This window comes from Kineococcus sp. GCM10028916 (assembly GCF_042674865.1).
Lineage (GTDB): Bacteria > Actinomycetota > Actinomycetes > Actinomycetales > Kineococcaceae > Kineococcus.
In genome coordinates, this window is record NZ_JBHTFM010000021.1 from 129886 (window position 1) to 148451 (window position 18566).

The 18566-nt window shown below is 70.3% G+C and carries 16 protein-coding genes and 2 pseudogenes; 6 read left to right on the forward strand and 12 right to left on the reverse strand.

The window, feature by feature from the left end:
• Positions 1 to 118: 118 nt before the first annotated feature.
• The 8 genes and pseudogenes from ACFQ46_RS22450 to ACFQ46_RS22485 all read right to left on the reverse strand — a co-directional run bounded on the left by ACFQ46_RS22450 (position 119) and on the right by ACFQ46_RS22485 (position 7438).
• Positions 119 to 1096 (reverse strand): zinc-binding dehydrogenase, encoded by a 978-nt coding sequence (locus ACFQ46_RS22450; protein WP_380262263.1) that lies wholly within the window; start codon positions 1094 to 1096, stop codon positions 119 to 121.
• 421 nt (positions 1097 to 1517) lie between these two features.
• Positions 1518 to 2672, reverse strand: coding sequence for an MFS transporter (locus ACFQ46_RS22455; protein ID WP_380262265.1), 1155 nt, complete (start codon positions 2670 to 2672; stop codon positions 1518 to 1520).
• A gap of 940 nt (positions 2673 to 3612) precedes the next feature.
• Positions 3613 to 3924: pseudogene (locus ACFQ46_RS22460) on the reverse strand (GNAT family N-acetyltransferase); the annotation flags it as partial.
• A gap of 15 nt (positions 3925 to 3939) precedes the next feature.
• Positions 3940 to 4131, reverse strand: coding sequence for a hypothetical protein (locus ACFQ46_RS22465; protein ID WP_380262267.1), 192 nt, complete (start codon positions 4129 to 4131; stop codon positions 3940 to 3942).
• 271 nt (positions 4132 to 4402) lie between these two features.
• Entirely contained in the window at positions 4403 to 4975 is a 573-nt protein-coding gene (locus ACFQ46_RS22470; RefSeq protein ID WP_380262269.1) for a GNAT family N-acetyltransferase, read from the reverse strand.
• Between the two features lie 280 nt (positions 4976 to 5255).
• The gene (locus tag ACFQ46_RS22475; RefSeq protein WP_380262271.1) at positions 5256 to 5531 is read right to left on the reverse strand and encodes a putative quinol monooxygenase; all 276 of its coding nucleotides are present in this window, start codon (positions 5529 to 5531) and stop codon (positions 5256 to 5258) included.
• 269 nt (positions 5532 to 5800) lie between these two features.
• Positions 5801 to 6364 (reverse strand): hypothetical protein, encoded by a 564-nt coding sequence (locus tag ACFQ46_RS22480; protein ID WP_380262273.1) that lies wholly within the window; start codon positions 6362 to 6364, stop codon positions 5801 to 5803.
• 42 nt (positions 6365 to 6406) lie between these two features.
• On the reverse strand, positions 6407 to 7438 hold the full coding sequence (locus tag ACFQ46_RS22485) for an NAD(P)H-quinone oxidoreductase (RefSeq protein WP_380262275.1): 1032 nt from the start codon (positions 7436 to 7438) through the stop codon (positions 6407 to 6409).
• Positions 7439 to 7516: 78 nt separating this feature from the next.
• On the opposite strand from ACFQ46_RS22485, the gene ACFQ46_RS22490 reads away from it, so the two are divergent.
• The gene (locus ACFQ46_RS22490) at positions 7517 to 8422 is read left to right on the forward strand and encodes a LysR family transcriptional regulator (RefSeq protein WP_380262277.1); all 906 of its coding nucleotides are present in this window, start codon (positions 7517 to 7519) and stop codon (positions 8420 to 8422) included.
• Between the two features lie 20 nt (positions 8423 to 8442).
• On the opposite strand, the gene ACFQ46_RS22495 is transcribed toward ACFQ46_RS22490, so the two are convergent.
• The 4 genes and pseudogenes from ACFQ46_RS22495 to ACFQ46_RS22510 form a co-directional block, all read right to left on the reverse strand.
• The gene (locus tag ACFQ46_RS22495) at positions 8443 to 9333 is read right to left on the reverse strand and encodes a LysR family transcriptional regulator (protein ID WP_380262279.1); all 891 of its coding nucleotides are present in this window, start codon (positions 9331 to 9333) and stop codon (positions 8443 to 8445) included.
• A 48-nt stretch (positions 9334 to 9381) separates the two neighbouring features.
• A complete protein-coding gene (locus tag ACFQ46_RS22500) occupies positions 9382 to 10260 on the reverse strand; it encodes an aldo/keto reductase (protein ID WP_380262281.1) in 879 nt (292 codons plus the stop codon).
• 75 nt (positions 10261 to 10335) lie between these two features.
• Positions 10336 to 11571: an MFS transporter gene (locus tag ACFQ46_RS22505; protein WP_380262283.1), complete on the reverse strand. Its 1236-nt coding sequence runs from the start codon at positions 11569 to 11571 to the stop codon at positions 10336 to 10338.
• A gap of 114 nt (positions 11572 to 11685) precedes the next feature.
• Positions 11686 to 11880: pseudogene (locus ACFQ46_RS22510) on the reverse strand (GMC oxidoreductase); the annotation flags it as partial.
• A gap of 1078 nt (positions 11881 to 12958) precedes the next feature.
• Here ACFQ46_RS22510 and ACFQ46_RS22515 point away from each other — a divergent pair.
• The 5 genes from ACFQ46_RS22515 (at position 12959) to ACFQ46_RS22535 (ending at position 18386) form a co-directional block, all read left to right on the forward strand.
• Positions 12959 to 14155, forward strand: coding sequence for an MFS transporter (locus ACFQ46_RS22515; protein WP_380262285.1), 1197 nt, complete (start codon positions 12959 to 12961; stop codon positions 14153 to 14155).
• 83 nt (positions 14156 to 14238) lie between these two features.
• On the forward strand, positions 14239 to 15777 hold the full coding sequence (locus ACFQ46_RS22520) for an NAD-dependent succinate-semialdehyde dehydrogenase (protein ID WP_380262287.1): 1539 nt from the start codon (positions 14239 to 14241) through the stop codon (positions 15775 to 15777).
• Between the two features lie 558 nt (positions 15778 to 16335).
• Complete coding sequence (locus tag ACFQ46_RS22525; protein ID WP_380262289.1) at positions 16336 to 17550, forward strand: acyl-CoA dehydrogenase family protein; 1215 nt, start codon at positions 16336 to 16338, stop codon at positions 17548 to 17550.
• 61 nt (positions 17551 to 17611) lie between these two features.
• Entirely contained in the window at positions 17612 to 17983 is a 372-nt protein-coding gene (locus ACFQ46_RS22530) for a winged helix-turn-helix transcriptional regulator (RefSeq protein WP_380262291.1), read from the forward strand.
• A 127-nt stretch (positions 17984 to 18110) separates the two neighbouring features.
• Positions 18111 to 18386 carry a putative quinol monooxygenase gene (locus tag ACFQ46_RS22535; protein ID WP_380262293.1) on the forward strand — a complete coding sequence of 92 codons (276 nt, stop codon included), beginning with the start codon at positions 18111 to 18113 and terminating at the stop codon, positions 18384 to 18386.
• The last annotated feature ends 180 nt before the right edge of the window (positions 18387 to 18566 follow it).

An 18566-nucleotide genomic window follows, 5' to 3' on the forward strand; every position in this document is an offset into this window, starting at 1 on the left:
CGTGCGGCGGTCGAGGCGGGCGGCCCGGTGCCCGGGTCGTCGCGACGGTGGGAGGAACGGGTCGAGCGCTCCCTCGAGCACGGCGCCCACCGCTGCGTCGCCCGTGTGGGCGCATCGCTCAGGGGCGCAGCAGGACCTTTCCCGTTCTCCCGGCCACAGCATTGGCCGCTGTGGCCTCACGCACCGCGTCGAAGCCGTACGTCGCTTCGACGGGCAGGGTCAGGTCGCCGTCGTCGATGTGCTGACCGAGTTCGGTGAGGAGCGCCGCGCGTCGATGGTGGTCCATCCGGGCCCGGACCTGGCTGCTCCAGAACCCGGTGACCGTGATGCCCTTGAACATGATGTCGCCGGAGGGCACGTGCATCACGGGCGACTGCATCCCGCCGAACACGACGAGGACGCCGTTCTCGGAGAGGACGGAGACGAGTTGCCCGCTGGCCTCGCCCCCGACGGAGTCGACGCCGACAGCGATCCGGCCCCCCGCGGTCGTGGCCAGGAGTTCGCTCCGCCAGCCCGGTGAATCGGTCGCGAAGATGTTCCCGATCCCTTGGACGGCCAGTTCGTCGACGGCGGCCGAGCGGCGTACGAGTCCGGCGACGTTGACGCCGCGCGCTGCGGCGAGTTGGGCGACGAGCCTGCCCACGGTGCCGTTGGCGGCGTTCTGCACGACCCAGTCCTCCTGGGCGAGGTCGAGGGACTCGAGGAGGCTGATGGCGCTGAACGGCATCGAGACGAGTTGCGCCGCGACCTCGTCGCTCGTGCGGTCCCCGACGGGAACGAGTTCGTCGACGTCGGCGACGAAGTACTCCGCCCACACGCCGAACGTCCCGCCCGTGGCGACTCGCTGCCCGATCGCCGGTGAATCGACGCCGGGCCCCCGAGCGTCGACGACACCGACAGCCTCGGTCCCGGCCTGGGCCGGCAGGGTCGGCTTGAAGCCGTAGATTCCGCGGATCGTCCAGAGGTTGTGGTTGTGGATCGGGCTGAGCCTCGTCTGGACCCGGACCTGTCCAGGGCCCGGTTCCGGTAGCGGCAGATCGATGACGGTGAGGACGGCGGACGGTTCTCCGAACCGGTGGTGGACGATGGCGCGCACGGTCGTGGTTCTCCTGAGGGTTGTGGTGCTCCGACAGCGAGCGTCGGGGGGCGGATGAGGAGGTGCAGCGGGACGAAGCGCCGACTCACGGGCGTGATGCGTGCTGCCACGGCGTGGCGGGTTGCCGGCTTGGACCGAGGTACGCCTCGGCGAGAACCTCCGGCTCCCGCGAGGAGGAGGCTGCCGGGGTGGTCGCGGACGTAGTGAGAGGCCCGTCCCGAGCGCGGCTTTCGCCTCGGGTACGTCCCCCGCCTTCCGTCATCCTTCGTCGTCGCCCGTCTGGGAGTCCCATGAACGGGGCGACCAGGTGTTCAGCGCTTGCGAGGGTCCGACGGGTACCGGCCCGGCGGAAGGGTCCGCGTCGCGCACGAACTCGGCTGGGCCGAGCGGGGTCCGCCGCGAACCGGTCCACGCGTGCACCTCATGCTGCGTGCTGGACAGGTGTCGTGATGACCCCGGCACTCGCTCGGTGCTCGACGATCGACGAAACTGCCCAGACGACGCCCGCGACGGCGACGAGTCCCGCGCCCAACCCCGCGACGTCCGTCATCCCGCCCCGCTCGAAGGCGATGGGACCGAGGGTGGCGCCGAGGGAACCACCGAGGAAGACGGCCGTCATGAACATGGTGTTCGCCTGCGCTGCACCGTCCGGGTTCGCCATCAGCACCCGCCCCTGGTTCGCGGACTGCAGGAGCTGGTTCGCCCAGGTCAGCACGAACACCGACGGCACGAACAGCCAGATGAGGTGGTTGTCGACGACCACGGTCAGCAACGCGGCCAGGAGCGCGACGATCGAGACGCTGACCGTCCAGGTGCTCCCGAGGCGCTGCACGGCGGGTGCCCCGACGAGGGTGACGATCCCGGCGGCCAGCCCGACGAGGCCGAACAGCCCGGCGGCGGCGACGCTCCAGTGCGTGGAACCGCCCGTGAGGTGCAAGACCATCACGGTCCAGACCGCGTTGAAGGCCGCGAACCCGAAGAACTGCATCACGGCGCTCTCGAGCAGGACCCGGCTGGTCACGACGCGACGGAGCGTCGCGAACAGGATGCGGTGGTACGCAGTGCGTTCGGCGACCGGCATGTCCCGCGGCACCACGCGACGGAGCGGCGGGAGGCACAGCAGGACCAGGATCGCGAAGAGGACGAGGACACCGCGCCAGCCGATCAGGGTACCGACGAGCGCGGCCACGATGCGTCCGCCGAAGATGCCGATGAGCAGGGAACCGACCAGGACGGAGGTCGTGGCGTGCTTCGCCTCTGCCGGTGCCAGCTTCGCGGCGGTCGGGATGATGAGCTGGGCGATGTTCGCGACGAAGCCCACGACGAAGAACCCGGCGGCGACGGACCCGGCCCCCGGCAGCGCGGCGGTGACGACGAGGCCGGCGGCGAGGAGCAGCATCTGCAGGCTGATCTGGGAGCGCGGCTGGAGGTGGTCCGCGAGCGGCACGAGCAGGAAGATGCCGAGCGCGTATCCGAGCTGCACGGCGGTGGCGATAGTGCTGGCGCCCGCAGTGGAGGCACCGAGCTGAGCGATGAAGTCCGTCAGCAGCGGCTGAGGCAGGTAGATGGTGCTCACAGCGATCGCTGTGACGATCGACAGGACGGCGAGGGATGGACGCCAGGACGTGTGGGTGGCCGGTTCGGGGGACATCTCTGCTCCTAATTTCTGACTAGTCAGTATTAAAGTGGCGACCTGCTCCTCCGTCAATCCCCCGGCGCACCTCGACCCGGCCCCTGCGATCGTGCAGCGCCTGCAGGGGTAGGGACGCGGAGACGAAGATCGCCACGTTCCCGCGGGTAGTTCGCCGGGCCCCGCTGAACGCGGCTGGTCGCGCCTCGCGCGGGCGCAGGCAGTTCAGCGCGGGATCGTACGGATCGAGCCGCTCCGCCTGACCTCGCCCAGCGAAGAACTCGTGGATCGGGCCCGCCGCAGAGCTGGGCGCCGCGCCTGCCGGCGCCGCGGCGCCTGGCCATCGGCAGAGGAGCCGCTGCTGCGGTAGTCGTGGGTACGGTCTTGTCGACCTCGCTGCCGCAGCTGGGTACCGCCCCCAGCATCCGCACCACATCCCCGTCGCACACCGGAGTAGAACGCCGACGACACGCCGAGGCTGCGTTCCAGGCTGCGGTGGAGGCGGTGCTACCGACGTTCCAGATCGACGATGACGCCGAGGAACCCCCCAACCTGAACTCGGGGCAGCGATGCGCAGGAGGGGTGGCAGTCGACGTCGATCGACATCTCCGTCCTGCCTGGGACCGCGACGACCGCGCGCGCCACCTCGCCGGGTTCCGTCAGGACCTCCCGCACCCGCCCGCGGCCCTGCTCGATCAGTTCCAGCCGGGCGGCTGGTGGGCGTCGTCCACACCTCCAGGATCGATTGCGGGCACCGGTCGGTACGAGCGCACGAGCAATGCCCCGCAGGTGGTCCCGACATCACCTGCGGGTCCTGCCGCGGTCCTCGACGCCGGGTGGAGTCCCCGTCCGCGTCCAGCCAGGCCACCGGCGGATGGCGAGCGGGTCACGAGACACCTCGTGCCTCGGCAGAACCGCCGGTGGGGTCACAGTCCTCGTTCCCGTGCGGCTCCACGGACCGGGAGACGAAGCAGGTGGTGTCGTCGTCTCCGTCGGTGAACCCGATGCTCTCGTAGAGCGATCGGGCGATCTCGGTGGGCTGCAGGTACGCGGTGTGGGCGCCCGCTGCAGATCCCCGGTGGAGCACGAACCGGATCAAGCGGTCACCGACCCCGCTGCGCCGCGCTTCGGGGACCGTCGCCACGCAGAACAGACCCAGCCGGCCGTCCTCGTCCGGGACGGCCAGGGCGGTGGCGACGGGAGTTTCGCCACGCTAGGCCAGGACAGGTCTGGCGACGTGGCCGGCCAGGAGTTCGGGGGTCAGGAGCGCGCCGGTCGTGCCGGTGGGGAGACCGAACGCGACGTCGCACGTCTCGCACCCCCGCCGACGTTCGCCGTCGTCGTCCACGAGGTGGTAGCGCTCTGATCCGGTGGGAGCCGCGAAGAGGCGAGGCTCCAGGTCCACCACGAGCGTCGGGTACGGGACCGATGGCGCTGATCGACCACGGCGATCCCCGCGCCTGGAACCTCCGGGTGAGTCGCCGCAGGGGTTCGGCGTCGATCAGGGACGTTGGGACGAGGAACCCCGACATGGTCGGAGGTCGACCCAGGCGATCCCGCTGGGATCAGTGCCCGTCCCGGCGCCGGTGACGTGGCGGGCGAAGGAGACGTGAGCTCGGTGAACGGCGTGTGCGGCGCCGCCCCGTGGGCAGCCCGTCACCGCGGTGCCGGTGGGGTCAGGTGTTGCCCGTCCCGTCCCGTCCGCCCCGTCCGCCCCGTCCGCCCCGTCCGGCCCGGACGGGAGTGGAAGCCGGTGACAGCTGCAGGTCCCACTGCTCGTCGGTCACCTCGGCACCGAACCGGTGACGGCGTTCGGAGGTGGTGAGGACGAAGCCCAGCTCGTCGTAGATGCGGCGGGCGGTGGTCAGCTGCGTCATCGTGGAGAGGGTCAGCGTTTCGTAGCCGGCTTCGCGGGCGAATTCGATGCAGCGGCGCACCAGTCGTCCCCCGGTGCCCCGGCCCCGGGCGGTGGGGTCGACGAGCAGAACGCGCACCCTGGCCGTGGTGGGGTCCTCGGTGGGGACGACCAGCACCGATCCTGCCCGCGCACCATCGAGGGTGGCGATCCATCCCGCCTGCCGCGGGGAGGGCGATCGGGCGAAGCCGATCGCGATCTCCAGCGTCGCCTCCTCGAACCCGGTGCTCCAGCCCTGCTCGGCGGAGAACAGTTCCGCGTGGCGGAGGACGATCCAGCCCAGGTCGCCGGGGGAACCGAGGGGTCGAATCTCGATGTCTCCTGCGGTTGTCACGGTGGACCTCTCGGTGGGTCTCGGTGGTGGGGTGGGGTGCGACGACCTGCCGCCGCGGGTGATGGCGCCGTTCGACGGCCCCGGGCCGCCGACGACGTGGGTGACAGTGACCCTGTCGGCGGGCACGATGGTGGACCGGTCGACTGGGAGGACGTCCAGCACTTCCCGGGCAACGGCTGGGAGAACCGGCGGTGTGCGCCACCAGCTGCGCATCCCGCGGGAGTGGCGGCCGGAACCTGGCGGTAGCCCTGCTCGTGGCACGCGCGGGAGTGCACGGTGTTCAGACGACCTCGTACCGGTCGGGCTGCATCCCGCGGATGTCGCAGGTGCTGAGCGCCTGAACGGTTCGGCGGAACGCTTCTGGAGCAGCGTGCTGGTCCAGCCCCTCCCGGTTCTCCTGCTGCTCGATCAACTGGTGGTGGCCAGCGTGCTGGATGTCCTTCCCCACGCGGAACCGCAGACAGCCGGGACAGCTGTCGCTGGCTGCAGCGTGCGTACCGGTGATCTCCTCGAACCTGTCCTGGTCCTCATGCGTGAGCTCGTAGGTGACGATCATCAGGATCTACGGGTCTTCGGTGGACGTGGTGGAACTTCTCGCGGTGGTCTGCAACGCGTCGTGGTCGGGTCGTCGGGACGGTGGGGGAGTGTCTGGCGCGGCTTGCCGGCCGCAGGGCCACCCTTGCGTCACTACACGGTCACCTCCGCTCAGGGGTACGGCGAGGCTGGTGGTTCGGTGACTGCCCGAGTCGCTGCACCCTCGCGGACCGCGTCGAGATCATGCGTGGCGTCGACGACCGAGGTGGTGGTAGGGGTTGCTGCGACGGCTCACCCCTGGGCGAGGGCCTTGCGTTCGATGCTGGCCGCGAACTGCGGCGTCTCACGGCGGTTGTGGTCTCCGGAGGCCTCCTGCCGGACGGCGGATGCTTCTTCGAAGCTCTGACCGTGGGCGGTGATGAAGTCCATGAACGCTTCGGTGGGGTAGCTGGTGACCGAGTTCGTGTAGCGACAGGTGTTCTCGTCGATCGCCTCGGCCTGCAGGTCCCACACGACGTTGACGGTGGTCCAGCCCTGCGGGGTGTAGACGTCGGAGAGGGAGTTCATGTGGCAGTGCAGTTTCTCGGCCGTTTCCGCGACGTAGTGCTGGATCACCAGACCGGTTCCGATCATCTCGACGTTGATGGACATGGGACGCCCGTCAGCGCTCGTGGTGCGCCCTGCGGCTTTGTGGTCCGGCGGAGCGCAGCGCTGGTACTCGGCATCTGGGAGGTTCAGCAGCCAGCCGGCGATGTCGATCTTGTCGGCGGGCGCTTTGATGACGGCTGTTTCGGTGGAGTGGGAGAGGAGCAGGTGGGTCAGGACGGTGGTGGCCTGGGCGGTTGTGGTGTTCATCGGGTTCCTTCGACGGGTCAGTGGATGGCGGGTGGTGGGCGGTCAGCAGTTGATCGAGCTGCCTGGGTCCGAGAACTGCAGGACCACTTTGCCGAAGGTCCCACCGGCACTGAGCAGTTCGTGGGCGCGGGCGGCGTCGGTGGCGGGTAGGACGGTGTCGATGACGGGTGTCAACCTCCCCGCTTCGACGTGCGGCCACACCCGGTCCCGGACGGCTCGGACGATCGCGGCCTTCTGCTCGTCCGATCGCGCGCGCAGCGTGGTGACCGAGATCCTGGCCCGGCGCTTCTGCAGGAGGGAGAGGTCTAGGGAAGCAGTGCTGACGTCGCCGCCGATGATGACGAGGTGTCCGTCGGGAGCCAGGCATTCGATGTTGCGGGCGAGGTAGGGGACTCCGACGATGTCCAGTACGGCGTCGACACCACGGCCGCCGGTGGCGCGGAGGACTTCGTCGACGAAGTCGCTGGTGCGGTAGTTGATTGCGGTGGCGCCCAGGTCGGCCACCCGTTGGACCTTGGCGTCGCTGCCGGCGGTGGCCAGGACGCGTGCTCCGACCGCTAGGGCCCATTGGATGGCGGTGGTGCCGATGCCGCTGCCGCCGCCGTGCACGAGGACCGTGTCGCCGGGGCCGACTCCCGCTGTCATCGCCAGGGTGGAGTACACGGTGCACACCGCCTCCGGCAGGGCTGCTGCGTGGACGAAGTCCATGCCACTGGGCAGGGGCAGCACCTGGGCCGCGGGGACGACCACGCGCTGGGCGTAGCCGCCCCCGACGAGCAGGGCACAGACAGCGTCGCCGACCTCCCACTCCTGCACCTGCGAGCCCACCTGGGCGATGCGTCCGGCGCACTCCAGCCCCAGGGTGTCCGGTGCGTGGGCGGGAACGGCGTAGGCGCCGCGACGCTGCAGCAGGTCGGCGTTGTTGACGCCGGCGGCGTGGACGTCGATGGCGACGTCGTGCGGGCCCACCTCGCGCAGTTGCGCGCTTCCCCAGTGCAGGACCTCGGGAGGTCCGGGGTGGTCGAAGACGACGGCAGGGGTTTCGCGGGGGTGGGGAAGGAGGTCGTGAGGCACGTCGTCAGTGTGGAACTCCCCGCCAGATCACGTCCAACGATCATTGACGATGGATCTCATCGCGTAGGCTGATCAACCATGGACAACCGGCAGCTGGAGGTCTTCGTCGCCGTGGCGCGCGAGGGCAGCTTCACCCGCGCCGGCGCGCAACTGCACCTGGTGCAGTCGGCCGTCTCGGCCACCGTCGCCGCGCTGGAGGCCGACCTCGGTCAGCGGCTGTTCGAGCGCACCACGCGCCAGGTACGCACGAGCGCAGCAGGGGAAACTCTGCTGCCGCACGCGATCTCGATCCTGGACGCCTTCCAGGCCGCGCGGGACGCGGTCCGGTCGGTGGGGGCGGGCCTCGCCGGCTCCCTACGCATCGGCTACCTGACCAACGTCACCCTCTTCGACGTACCCGGGCTGCTCGGCCGCTTCGCCATCGATCACCCCGACGTCACGATGCACCTCGCGCCCGCGGCCAGTGGCACCGCCGGCCTGGCCGAAGCGCTGCGCCGCGGTGACCTCGACCTCGCCTTCCTGTCCGCCTCCCCGTTGGACTACCCCGACCTGGACGTCGACGTCCTGGCCACCTCACCCCTGGGGCTGGCGGTGGGGCGTACCCACCCCCTGGCGGGGCAACGTAGCGTCGCGCTGGCCGACACGGCCGCGTTGCGGTTCGCCGACCTGCGGGAGGGGTTCGCGACCCGGACGCTGGCCGACGTCGAGTTCCACCGCCGCGGCCTGCGCCGCGAGGTCAGGATCGAGACCTCCGACATCAACGACACCGCGGCCCTGGTGCGCAACGGCCTGGGCGTCGCCTTCCTGCCGCAGTACCTCGTCGAGGACGACGACGGCGTGCACTGGGTCGAGATCGAGGACGCCGCGTTGGTGATGTCCGTCAGCATCGCCACCGCCCGCGACCGCCGGCTCGGGGCGGCGGCCTCACGACTGGCCGAAATCGCCCGCGCCGGTATCTGGGCCGAGGTCCGGACCGATTCGTGACCGGAGCCGCAGCGGCCCCCTCAGTCCACGGAGTCCACGGCGGCGACGAGTTCTTCGACCGTACGCGGCGGTCGCGGTTCCCGGACCCAGACCAGGACCTTGCGCAGGACGATCGGCGGTTCGAGCCCACGCACGCCCAGGTCCGCGGCCGTGGCCCGCGTGTGGGTGGAGCCGACGGTGAGCGCTCCGCCCAGCCCCGCTCGCACGAGAGCGGTGTGCAACGCCGGGTCGTTGCTCGTGTACGGGAAGCGCAGAGTGGCCCCGACCTCTCGCGCGGCAGCGTCGATCAACGACCGCACGCCGCTGCCGGGCGGGTAGGAGACCGTCAGCTGCGGGGCCACGGCCTTCAGTTGAACCCGCTCGGGGTCACCGGCGTCCTCCGCCGTCGCGGCACCCGCGCCCACGACGACGACCTCCTCCTCCAGCAGTAGCCGGCTCCCCAGCTGCTCCGGCAGGGCCCGGGGCGGCTGGGCGATGACGACCGCGTCCAGGTGCCGACTCGCCAGGCGGTCGAGCAGGTCGCGGCTCATCCCGTCTTGCAGTCGCAGCTCGAGCAGGGGGTGCCGGCTCCGGAGGACCCCGAGGGCCTGGGGCAGCGCCGTGACCTCCAGCCCGTCGACGACCCCCACGTCCAGGGTGCCGGTGAGCTGCCCGGCGCGCTCGGACGCCGCGGCCTGCAGGTCCCCCTTCGCCGTCAGGACGCGACGGGCCGACGCCAGCAGATCGGCCCCGGCCGCGCTCAGGACGACCCCGCGACTGCCGCGTTCGAAGAGCACGAGGTCGAGTTCGGCCTCCAGCTTGCGCACCTGCTGGCTCACCGAGGGCTGGGCGATCCCCAGCCGTTCGGCCGCCCGGCTGAAGGACCCCTCGTCCGAGACGGCGACGAAGCACTCCAGCGCACGCAGTTCCACCCTCTGATCGTAGGTGCCCCCGCGGCCCGCGAGGTGCTGCCCGACAGGTCAGGCGGCGGACGCCGACAGCGTCTCGAACTCCTCCTCGCTCAGCTCGAGGGCGGCGCCCCGCAGGTTGTCCTCGAGGTGCGCCACGCGTGACGTGCCCGGGATCGGGAGGATGACGGGGGAGCGCCTCAGCAACCAGGCCAGCGCCAGCTGCGACGGAGTGGCGTCGTGCTGCTCCGCGAGTTCGGTGAGGGGGGAACGTGCACCGGAGAGCTTGCCGGTGGCCAGCGGGAACCACGGGATGAACCCGACGCCCCGCTCGGTCGCCCAATCGAGGAGTTCCTCGGCTGAGCGGTCGGTTAGGTTGTAGAGGTTCTGAACGGAGACGATCGGGGCGATCCGCTGGGCCGCCTCCACGTCGTGGACGGACACCTCGGACAGGCCGATGTGGCGGATCTTGCCCTCGCTCTGCAGGTCCCTCAGCTCCCCGACCTGGTCCTCCAGGGGGACCTGCGGGTCGATGCGGTGCAGCTGGAACAGGTCGATGCGTTGCAGTCCCAGGCGTTGCAGGCTCATCTCGACCTCCTGGCGCAGGTACTCGGGGCGACCGAGCACCGACCACTCGTCCGGACCGCTGCGGGTGAACCCGGCCTTGGTGGCGATGACGACGTCGTCGCCGTAGGGGTGCAGAGCCTCGCGCAGCAGTTCCTCGGCGACGTAGGGGCCGTAGCTGTCGGCGGTGTCGAAGAAGTTCACGCCCAGTTCGACGGCGCGCCGCAGCACCCGGACGGCCTCGTCGTGGTCGGCCGGCGGACCCCAGACTCCCTTGCCTGTGAGCTGCATCGTGCCGAACCCGAGCCGGTTGACCTCCAGGTCACCGCCGATGCGGAAGGTTCCGCTCGCCGTGGCCGGGCGGGTCGAGTCGTGGGGGGTGTTCACGGGTGTCCTCCTGAGGGTTTGGTGGGCGGGACGCACCGGGCGGCGGTCCGTGGTGGCAGGTGTGGAACCGGCTCCTCACCCGGCGTCGAGGCTGAGGACCAGGCGCCGCCCGGCCCATGAGGCCAGGGCGACGACCACGACGACGAAACCGATCAGGACGGTGGTGGCCGGGAGGACCAGCAGCAGGGCGCCGGTGACGACCACGGGCACGACCATGCCGGTGTAACCGATGAGGAACGTGGTCGCGAGGATGCCCCCGCGTTCGTGCGGTCGCGCCAGAGAGGCAGCGGTGCCGATCGCCGCCCGGAACAGCAGGCCGACCCCGATCCCCGTGAGCGCACTGGCAGCGACGAACAGCCAGGCCTCGACGACCAGAGCCGCGACTCCGAGCAGCACCAACCCGGTCGCGATACCGGCCACGCCCCACCGGCCGTGGGAGGCGAGGCTGCGCCCGGCGAAGACGACCTGCGCGAGCGCGGCCCCTCCGAAGACCACGAACGTGGCGCCGCCGGCGAGGAACCGGTCCGTGACCCCGAAGGTCAAGGCGAGGAACGTCGGGGCGACGGAGGTGAACAGACCCAGCACCGCGAAGACGGCGAAGGCCGCCGTGGCGGCAGCGCGGAACTCAGCGGCTCCCCCCTCCGGGGCGCGCACGCGCTGGGGCCGGTAGGGCGGAGCCGGTGAGGTGACCTCGACGGTCTCCGGCACCAGGGCCACGGCCACCAGGGCGACGACGAAGAGGATCGCGAAGACGAGGTAGGGGATGAGCAGCGGCCTCCGGACCAGGTCCGCCAGCCCCCCGGACACCAGAGCACCCAGGCCGAGGCCGCCGAGGTTCACCACCCCGGCGATGACGTTCGCACGGGCTGCGCCGACCTTCGCGGTCGCAGCGCCCAGTTCCAGTTCGGTGAGGAACGCGGTCGCCGCCGAGGTGAGTGTGCCCACGGCCAGACCCGAGGTGAACCGGGCGGCCAGCAACCAGGCGACGTCGGTCCGGAGGGTGAAGACCACGGCGGAGACTAGGGCGAGGGCCAAGGCCAGCAGGACCGATCGCTTGCGGCCGTGGACGTCGCTGAGGTGGCCGATGAGGACCAGCGCAGTAGCGACCCCCACGGCGTAGGCGCCGAAGACCAGCGTCAGCGTGAAGGTCGGGAAGTGGTCGGCTCGCTGGTAGAGCGCGTACAGGGGAGCCGGGACGGTCGCGAACGCCATCGTGAGCAGGAAGCTCAGCGCGATGATCCAGAACCCTGACCGGTGCTGACCGGGACTGCGGGGGCGAGACGCCGGGCGTGGCGGGGCGGTGGATGACATGACCCGAGCTTCGTTCGCCGGTCTCAGCGTGTCCAACGAAAGGTTCAGTTGAAATGCATCGCCAAAACAGATCAATGGCATGGGTGACCCGCGTGAGCTGGGTGCGAGGACCGGTCAGCGGGAGCCGCCGGCCGCTCCGGAGGTGAGCGAATGCATCACGCAGGCGTCGATCACGCGGAAGCCGGCGACGCCGCGAACGCGGAGGTCCTCGTCGACGATGGAGGCGTCGTCGCTGCCGAGGCGGCAGCTGCCGCTCGGGTGGCAGGACGCCATCGCCGCGACCCGTGCTTGCGCAGCGAGATCCTCCTCCCCGGTGACGTCCGGCCCGGGCTAGGACCTCCTGAACGTCTCACCGGTCACCGGTTCAGGTGCGTCGTCGCGATGAGCCGGCGTGCGGCGTGCAGGCCGCCGATCAAGCGCTGCACGTCGGCCGGTGCGGTGAGGAAACCCGGGTCGACGGCGGGCGACGTCAACGTCCGGGCTCAGGGAGGCGGACGCTGCCGATGCTCTCGGGGTTTCATCAGGCCAATGCCGACGGTGAGACCCCGCTCCGGTCCGGCCGGCGCGGGTGGGTGCTGAGGCGCACCGTCGTCGTGAACTCCGAGGGGCGTTCCGCCGGGACGCCGGGATCCCACCGTCACCGCCGCCGCTGTCCTGGCTCCTGACCGTGAACGGCAGGAACCGCTCCTCAGGCCAGCGCGTCGCACCCCCTCGCACCCAGGCGTCGACGTTCTCCCGCAGCCCCGGTGTGCATCATGGCGTTGATGCTGCTCGACCCGACCAGAACCTTGCCGCGAGGGTGGGCCAGCGCCCGCCCACCGAGACCGGACTGGGGCCCGTCGGGAAACCCCGGTCGAACTCGGAACCGATCAGCGTCCGCCACGGATGCGGTGCGCGGATCGCCTCCGGTCGGGCGTCGGGCACTGCGTCAACGAGGACGACGCGCGTGGTCCCTCGTCACTCAACCGCCGGGCCAGGACCGGTCCGGCGCTCCCGGCGCCGACGACGTAGTCGGTCGACGTCCTGCCGGCGGGTTTCCCCGGGGTGCTCCTGGGCGGATGGTCCACCTCTTCGGTGGTCCGAGGCGAGTTCATCGAACCGCCTTCCCCTGGCCCGCCTGCCGCTCGACACCCGACCGGTAGATGTACCCGGGAGAATGAGAACCTCTGTCCTGCAACAGCCGATCTGGGTGAGCCGGAGACCTGAACTTGTCGGGAACTCCGGCCACACAGGTCAGGCGAGGGCGGAACCCTCGGTGCGTCCCCCCATCGGACGGGATCGAGAGGGCGGTATAGGCACCGCCAATGGGAAGCAGAGGGTTCGCCCCGGTTCCCCGGGTTCTGCGCGGGTCGCATGATCGAAGCACGACCGGAAAGGAACACCGCACATGGCACTGGCCACGACTCGTTCGAACCACCCGGGAGAGGCGACGGGCCCTGGTGGGTCGGGGACCGGCGTCCTGCGCACGATCGGCCTGCTGTCGTTCTTCGACCGGTTCTCGACGGCGCCGCTCCTCGTGCTGGCCGTCCGCGACCTGCACGTGCCGATGGCGACCGCCGTCCAGCTCGTCACCGTCTACGCCCTGTCCTGCGCCCTGGGCCAACCCGTCTGGGGCGTGGTCAGCGACCGCATCGGACGCAAGGCGGTCCTGATCGCCGCCCTGGCCGGCATGATCGCGGGCAGCGGTGCGAGCGTTCTGGCCCCCACCTTCACCGGCCTCCTCGTCGCCCGGACGGTCACCGGCCTGTTCGTCGGAGCCCTCTTCCCGACGGCGCTGACGATCCTGGGGGACCGGTACGTGGGAACGGAACGCTCGCGCCAGATCTCCGACCTGCAGACGTTCACCGCCCTCGGCACCACTGGAGCCACTCTGCTGGCCGGGACCATCGCGATCGCCCTGGGGTGGCGGCTCGTGTTCGCCCTCGCCGGGATCGCGGCGATCGTTCTGGTCGTGCTCGCGGCGCGCCTCGCCGACCCTGCAGCACCCGTCGCCGTCCGCGCGTTCCGGCAGTCCTTCACGCGCTGGCCGCTGGCCCTCTACGGAGTCGGTGTCCTCGAAGGGGGCCTCCTCCTCGGCATGTTCACCTACGTCCTGCCCGCCCTGGAACGCGACGGCGTCAGCGTGTCGCTCGCCGGCGTCCTCGCGTCGGCGTACGGGGTCGGCATCGTCGTCGGCGCGGTGACGTCCAAACGCATCGCCCACCGCATCGACCGCACCACGAGCATCGGCACGGGCAGCGCGCTGCTCGTGGCGGCCTTCCTCGTGGCGAGCCTGCACCACACCCCCGCCGGCCTGACCGTCACCGCAGCGCTCCTCGGGCTCTGCAACTCGCTGCTGCACGCCTCGCTGCAAGGGCTGGCGACCGAGCTCACCCCGGCCTCACGGGCCACCACTGTGTCCTTCTTCGTCTGCTCCGTCTTCGTCGGCAGTTCGCTGGCGACCGCGCTCACGGCGGCCCAGACGACTCACGGCTACGGGACCGTCTTCGGGGAGGCCGCCGGAGCAGGGGTCCTCATGGCGGCGGCCGCGGTGGCGGTGTCACGGGGGTGGTCCCGCCGGGCCGGGACCACCCCGCGCCCGTGACGAGGAACCCCTGCACGGCGCACAGGACGCCCAGACCACCCGCACCACACCGCACCACCCACCATCGACAGGGGAGCCACACCATGACCACCACTGCAACCACCACGGCCGACCCGGTGAACCCGGTGAACCCGACGGGCCTGGCCACCACGCTCACCGACGGCACCCTCACGGTGCCCGGCGTACCCACCGGCCTGTTCATCGACGGACGGTGGCGCGCCTCCTCCACCGGTCGCACGTTCGACGTCCAGGACCCCTCCACCGGCCAGGTCATCGCCGCGGTCGCCGACGCGAGCCCGCAGGACGCACAGGCAGCCCTGGACGCCGCGGTCGCCGCGCAGGACGCGTGGGCCGCGACCGCACCGCGAGAACGGTCCGACATCCTGCGCCGCGCCTTCGACCTGATCCACCAGCACAGCGACGACGTGGCCGCGGTGATGACGCTGGAGATGGGCAAACCCCTCGCCGAGGCTCGCAGCGAGGTCGCCTACGGCGCTGAGTTCATCCGCTGGTTCAGCGAGGAAACCGTCCGGGTCGCGGGCCGCTACGGCACCAACCCCGAAGGTACCGGCCGCGCGATCGTCCTGAAACGCCCGGTGGGACCGGTGTATGCGATCACCCCGTGGAACTTCCCGCTGGCGATGGCCACCAGGAAGATCGCCCCGGCGCTGGCCGCCGGGTGCACGATCGTTCTCAAACCGGCCGACCTCACCCCCTTGACCGCCCTCCTCCTCGCGGAGATCTTCGTGCGGGCGGGGTTGCCGGCCGGTGTGCTGAACGTGGTGCCGACCTCGGATGCGCCGGCTCAGTCGTCGCTGCTGCTGGCCGACCCGCGCCTGCGCAAGCTCACCTTCACCGGATCCACCCCGGTCGGGACCCGCCTGCTCAAGCTCGCCGCCGACAACGTGTTGAAGACCAGCATGGAACTGGGGGGCAACGCTCCGCTGCTGGTCTTCGAGGACGCTGACCTCGACGCCGCGGTCGCCGGAGCGGTGCTCGCGAAGTTCCGCAACGCCGGTCAGGCGTGCGTGGCCGCCAACCGGTTCTACGTGCAGGAAGGCGTCGCCGATGAGTTCGCAGCGCGCCTGGCACAGGCGGCGCGGGCGTTGCAGGTCGGGCGGGGCAGCGAACCCGACACCACGATGGGCCCGCTCATCGATGACCGTGCGGTGGCCAAGACCAGTCGCCTCGTCGAGGACGCCGTGGCCAGAGGTGCCCGGGTCCTCGTCGGTGGCGCGGTGGTCGACCGCCCCGGCACGTACTTCGAGCCGACGGTGCTCGACGACGTGCAGCCCGGGTCGCAAGTTCTGTCCACCGAGATCTTCGGTCCGGTCGCGGCGATCACGCGGTTCGGCACGGAGGAGGAGGCCGTCCGGCTGGCCAACGACACCGAGTTCGGGCTGGTGGCCTACGCGTTCACCCGCGACCTAGCCCGGACCCAGCGACTGGCCGAGCGTCTGCAGACCGGGATGCTCGGTGTGAACCGGGGGGTGATCGCCAACACCAGCGCCCCCTTCGGCGGCGTCAAGGCCTCGGGCCTGGGACGTGAGGGCGGTCACGAGGGCATCGAGGAGTACCTCGAGAGCGTGTACGTGTTGACTGCTGATCCATTCGCGAGCTGAAGGCCGCGACCGGCGTTGACGATCGCAGGTCGCGCCGACTGGACAGCGCATCGTCCTTCTCCTTCCTACCCAGGTTCCGGACGAGGCGGCACCGCCCAGGCGTGGATCCACGGTCTGAGGACTCGGCTCAGGATTCACTCACACCCCACAGATCATCGACGGTGGGTGATCTGGCGGGCAACGGGTCCACGGCTGCCAGGGCGGGGTCTCCACTCAGCTGAACGTTCCCAGAAGCAGCTAGTCGTAGATGGGGTCGAGGCGTGACCGAGGGCTGCGGCGACGTCGAGGTCAGCCCTCAGCTTTCCGCTCGCGGCCATGAGATCACAGACGAACGGACCGCCGGGCCGCGGAGCAGGTGGATCAGATCACGGCCAGGAGGGGAAGTGATCCACTCGTCCGCACGACGAGCCGCGCCGGGCGGAAGGCCAGGAATCTTCGTGCTCGAGGGCGGTCCAGCGGCGATCACGATGAAGGCCGATGGAATCGGCCCCCCACCACCGGGAGCTCCAGTACCCGGCGAAGAAATCGCACCAATCGACACGACACGATGAGGACTAGATGAGCACCACCTCAATGCTTCCCGATTCTGCCGGTGGGGAGGTGAGCGGCCGCGAGCAACTGGTCAGCGCCGCGCGCGACCTCGTGCCGGCCCTGCGGCGCAGTTCGCAGGAGGCTGAGCGTGCGGGCCAGCTGCCCGCCGAGATCGCCCGTTCGATGCACGATGCAGGCTTCTTCGGCCTGCACGTCCCGGCCGCACTGGGTGGGATCGCCGCACCGATCGGCACGGCCGTCGAGGTGTACACAGAACTGGCGCGTGGATCCGGCGCCGCCGCCTGGTGCGCATCGATCCTGTCCACCGGTGGTCTGGTCTCTGGCCGTTTCCTTCAGGCCGGGCGTGATGAGCTGTGGACCGAGGATCCGCGTGCCGGCGTGTGCGGCAGCACCGCACCGACCGGAACAGGTCGCCGGGTCCCCGGCGGCCTGCGCGTGTCCGGGACCTGGCAGCCCGTCTCCGGCATCCACCAGGCACGCTGGTTGCTGTCCTCCGTCGTCGTCCGAGGCGGGGCGGACGACTCACCCGGCGTCGTCGCGGCCGCGCTGCCCGTGCAGGCCCTACGGATCGAGCGCACCTGGCGCATGGCGGGCATGGCGGCCACCGGTAGCGATAGCGCCACGGCCGACGACGTCTTCGTGCCCGGCCACCTGGTCGCACCCTTCGCCGCTTTGCTGAGCGCTGGCAAGGGCGAACACACGGTCGAGCCGTTGCTGGGAGCCACCGCCTACTCCTTCAGCACGGTGGGCGCCGGCGCCGTCCTGGTGGGCATGGGACGCGCGGCGCTGGAACACACGCTCACCGCGTTGAGCCGTGGAAAGGCCGTAGCCGGTTCCACCTACACCGATGCTCGTGATGCCCCCAGCGTGCGGCGGGACGTGGCGGTGGCCGCCCAGCTGGTGGACACCGCTGGCCTGCACCTGGCCCGGGCGGCTGCCGACGTTCAGAGCGGCGTGGAGGAGGACCGGCAGCTGGACCTCGCGACGCGCGCACGAATCCGGGCGGACCTGGCCACGATCAGCGCCTCCGTCCGTCAGGCGATGGGCCACTTGCTCGACGCCGGTGGTGCTCGGACCTTCGCCCTGTCCTCACCGGTGCAGCAGGTCTGGCGCGACGTGGAGGTGCTCTGCCGCCAACCGATGTTCGTCCCCGGCATCAGCCTTGATGTCTACGCCCGCTCCCTGCTGCGGATCCAAGAGCAGGTCGTGGGACTGGTCTGAGACCCCCGCAGCCAGTCTGCAAGGTCGACGATGTTCCCCATGGATCTTGAGGTGACTATTAGTGAATGAACAGTTGAAGACGAGCAGTTCTTCGTCAGGTCAGGAAGCTGCCGACCACGAAGAGGTTCTGGTCAACATCCTGGAGATCGTGGCTGAGCGCCCGAGCCACAACGTCCTCGCTGTGCTCAGCCACGGACCGGGTAGTGCTCTGGAGCTACGACGTGACCTCGCCGGTATCAGCGAGGCTGTCCTCTCGCGCAGCCTCAGCCAGTTGTCACGAGCAGGACTGATCACCCACATCGTTCGCCCCGACGCGTCCCTCAGGGTGGTCTTCTCCCTCACAACGACTGGCCGATCTCTTCTGCCCGTCTTGCTGGCCCTCGCCGTCTGGGAGAAAGAGCACTCTGAAGGTCGCCTCACTCGCGAAACGTAGGCACCGATCAATAGGCGCTGCGGCCCCTCGCCTTGTTGCGGCGGCCGTCGCCCACCAGCCAAACGATCGTCCCCAGACAGTTCCCAGGAAGGCCCCACCAATGCCTAGCACCTCACCGAAGATCTTGATGATCGTCACCTACGAGATCGCCGAAGCCGACCGCGCCGCGTTCGAACGAGCTGCAGGAGCCCACGCGGCGGCCAGCGACACGTACCCCGGCTGCCTGCGGTTCAGCGTCGGCCACGACATCAACCATCCCGGCCGCTACCAGCTGATCGAGCTGTGGCACGACGAGCACCTGCTGAACGAGCACGGGCGGTCCGAGGCGTTCCAGCGAACGATGACCGCTTTGAAGCAGTGCCGCATCCTGCAGATGCAGCCGGACCGGTACAAGATTCCCTGAGCGTCGGTTCCATAGATCAATCAGGACGTACGGAGCTTGACCCCGTTTCTCGGGCAGGTTGATCGTGACCCGCCTGCCCGGGAAACCGGGTCAAGCTCCATCTGCTTAGTTGACGTGGTTCAGAGCGGACTCGGTTGTGACCGATCTGTGCAGCAGACCCTCCTTCCAGCGTGCGATCAG

Bases quoted from the DNA above. Each gene is read 5' to 3' on its own strand.
- ACFQ46_RS22535 (WP_380262293.1), top strand. From the start codon at position 18,111: ATGATCGTCACCTACGAGATCGCCGAAGCCGACCGCGCCGCGTTCGAA.
- ACFQ46_RS22490 (WP_380262277.1), top strand. From the start codon at position 7,517: ATGGACAACCGGCAGCTGGAGGTCTTCGTCGCCGTGGCGCGCGAGGGC.
- ACFQ46_RS22505 (WP_380262283.1), bottom strand. From the start codon at position 11,571: ATGTCATCCACCGCCCCGCCACGCCCGGCGTCTCGCCCCCGCAGTCCC.
- ACFQ46_RS22520 (WP_380262287.1), top strand. From the start codon at position 14,239: ATGACCACCACTGCAACCACCACGGCCGACCCGGTGAACCCGGTGAAC.
- ACFQ46_RS22480 (WP_380262273.1), bottom strand. From the start codon at position 6,364: ATGAACACCACAACCGCCCAGGCCACCACCGTCCTGACCCACCTGCTC.
- ACFQ46_RS22515 (WP_380262285.1), top strand. From the start codon at position 12,959: ATGGCACTGGCCACGACTCGTTCGAACCACCCGGGAGAGGCGACGGGC.
- ACFQ46_RS22525 (WP_380262289.1), top strand. From the start codon at position 16,336: ATGAGCACCACCTCAATGCTTCCCGATTCTGCCGGTGGGGAGGTGAGC.
- ACFQ46_RS22475 (WP_380262271.1), bottom strand. From the start codon at position 5,531: ATGATCGTCACCTACGAGCTCACGCATGAGGACCAGGACAGGTTCGAG.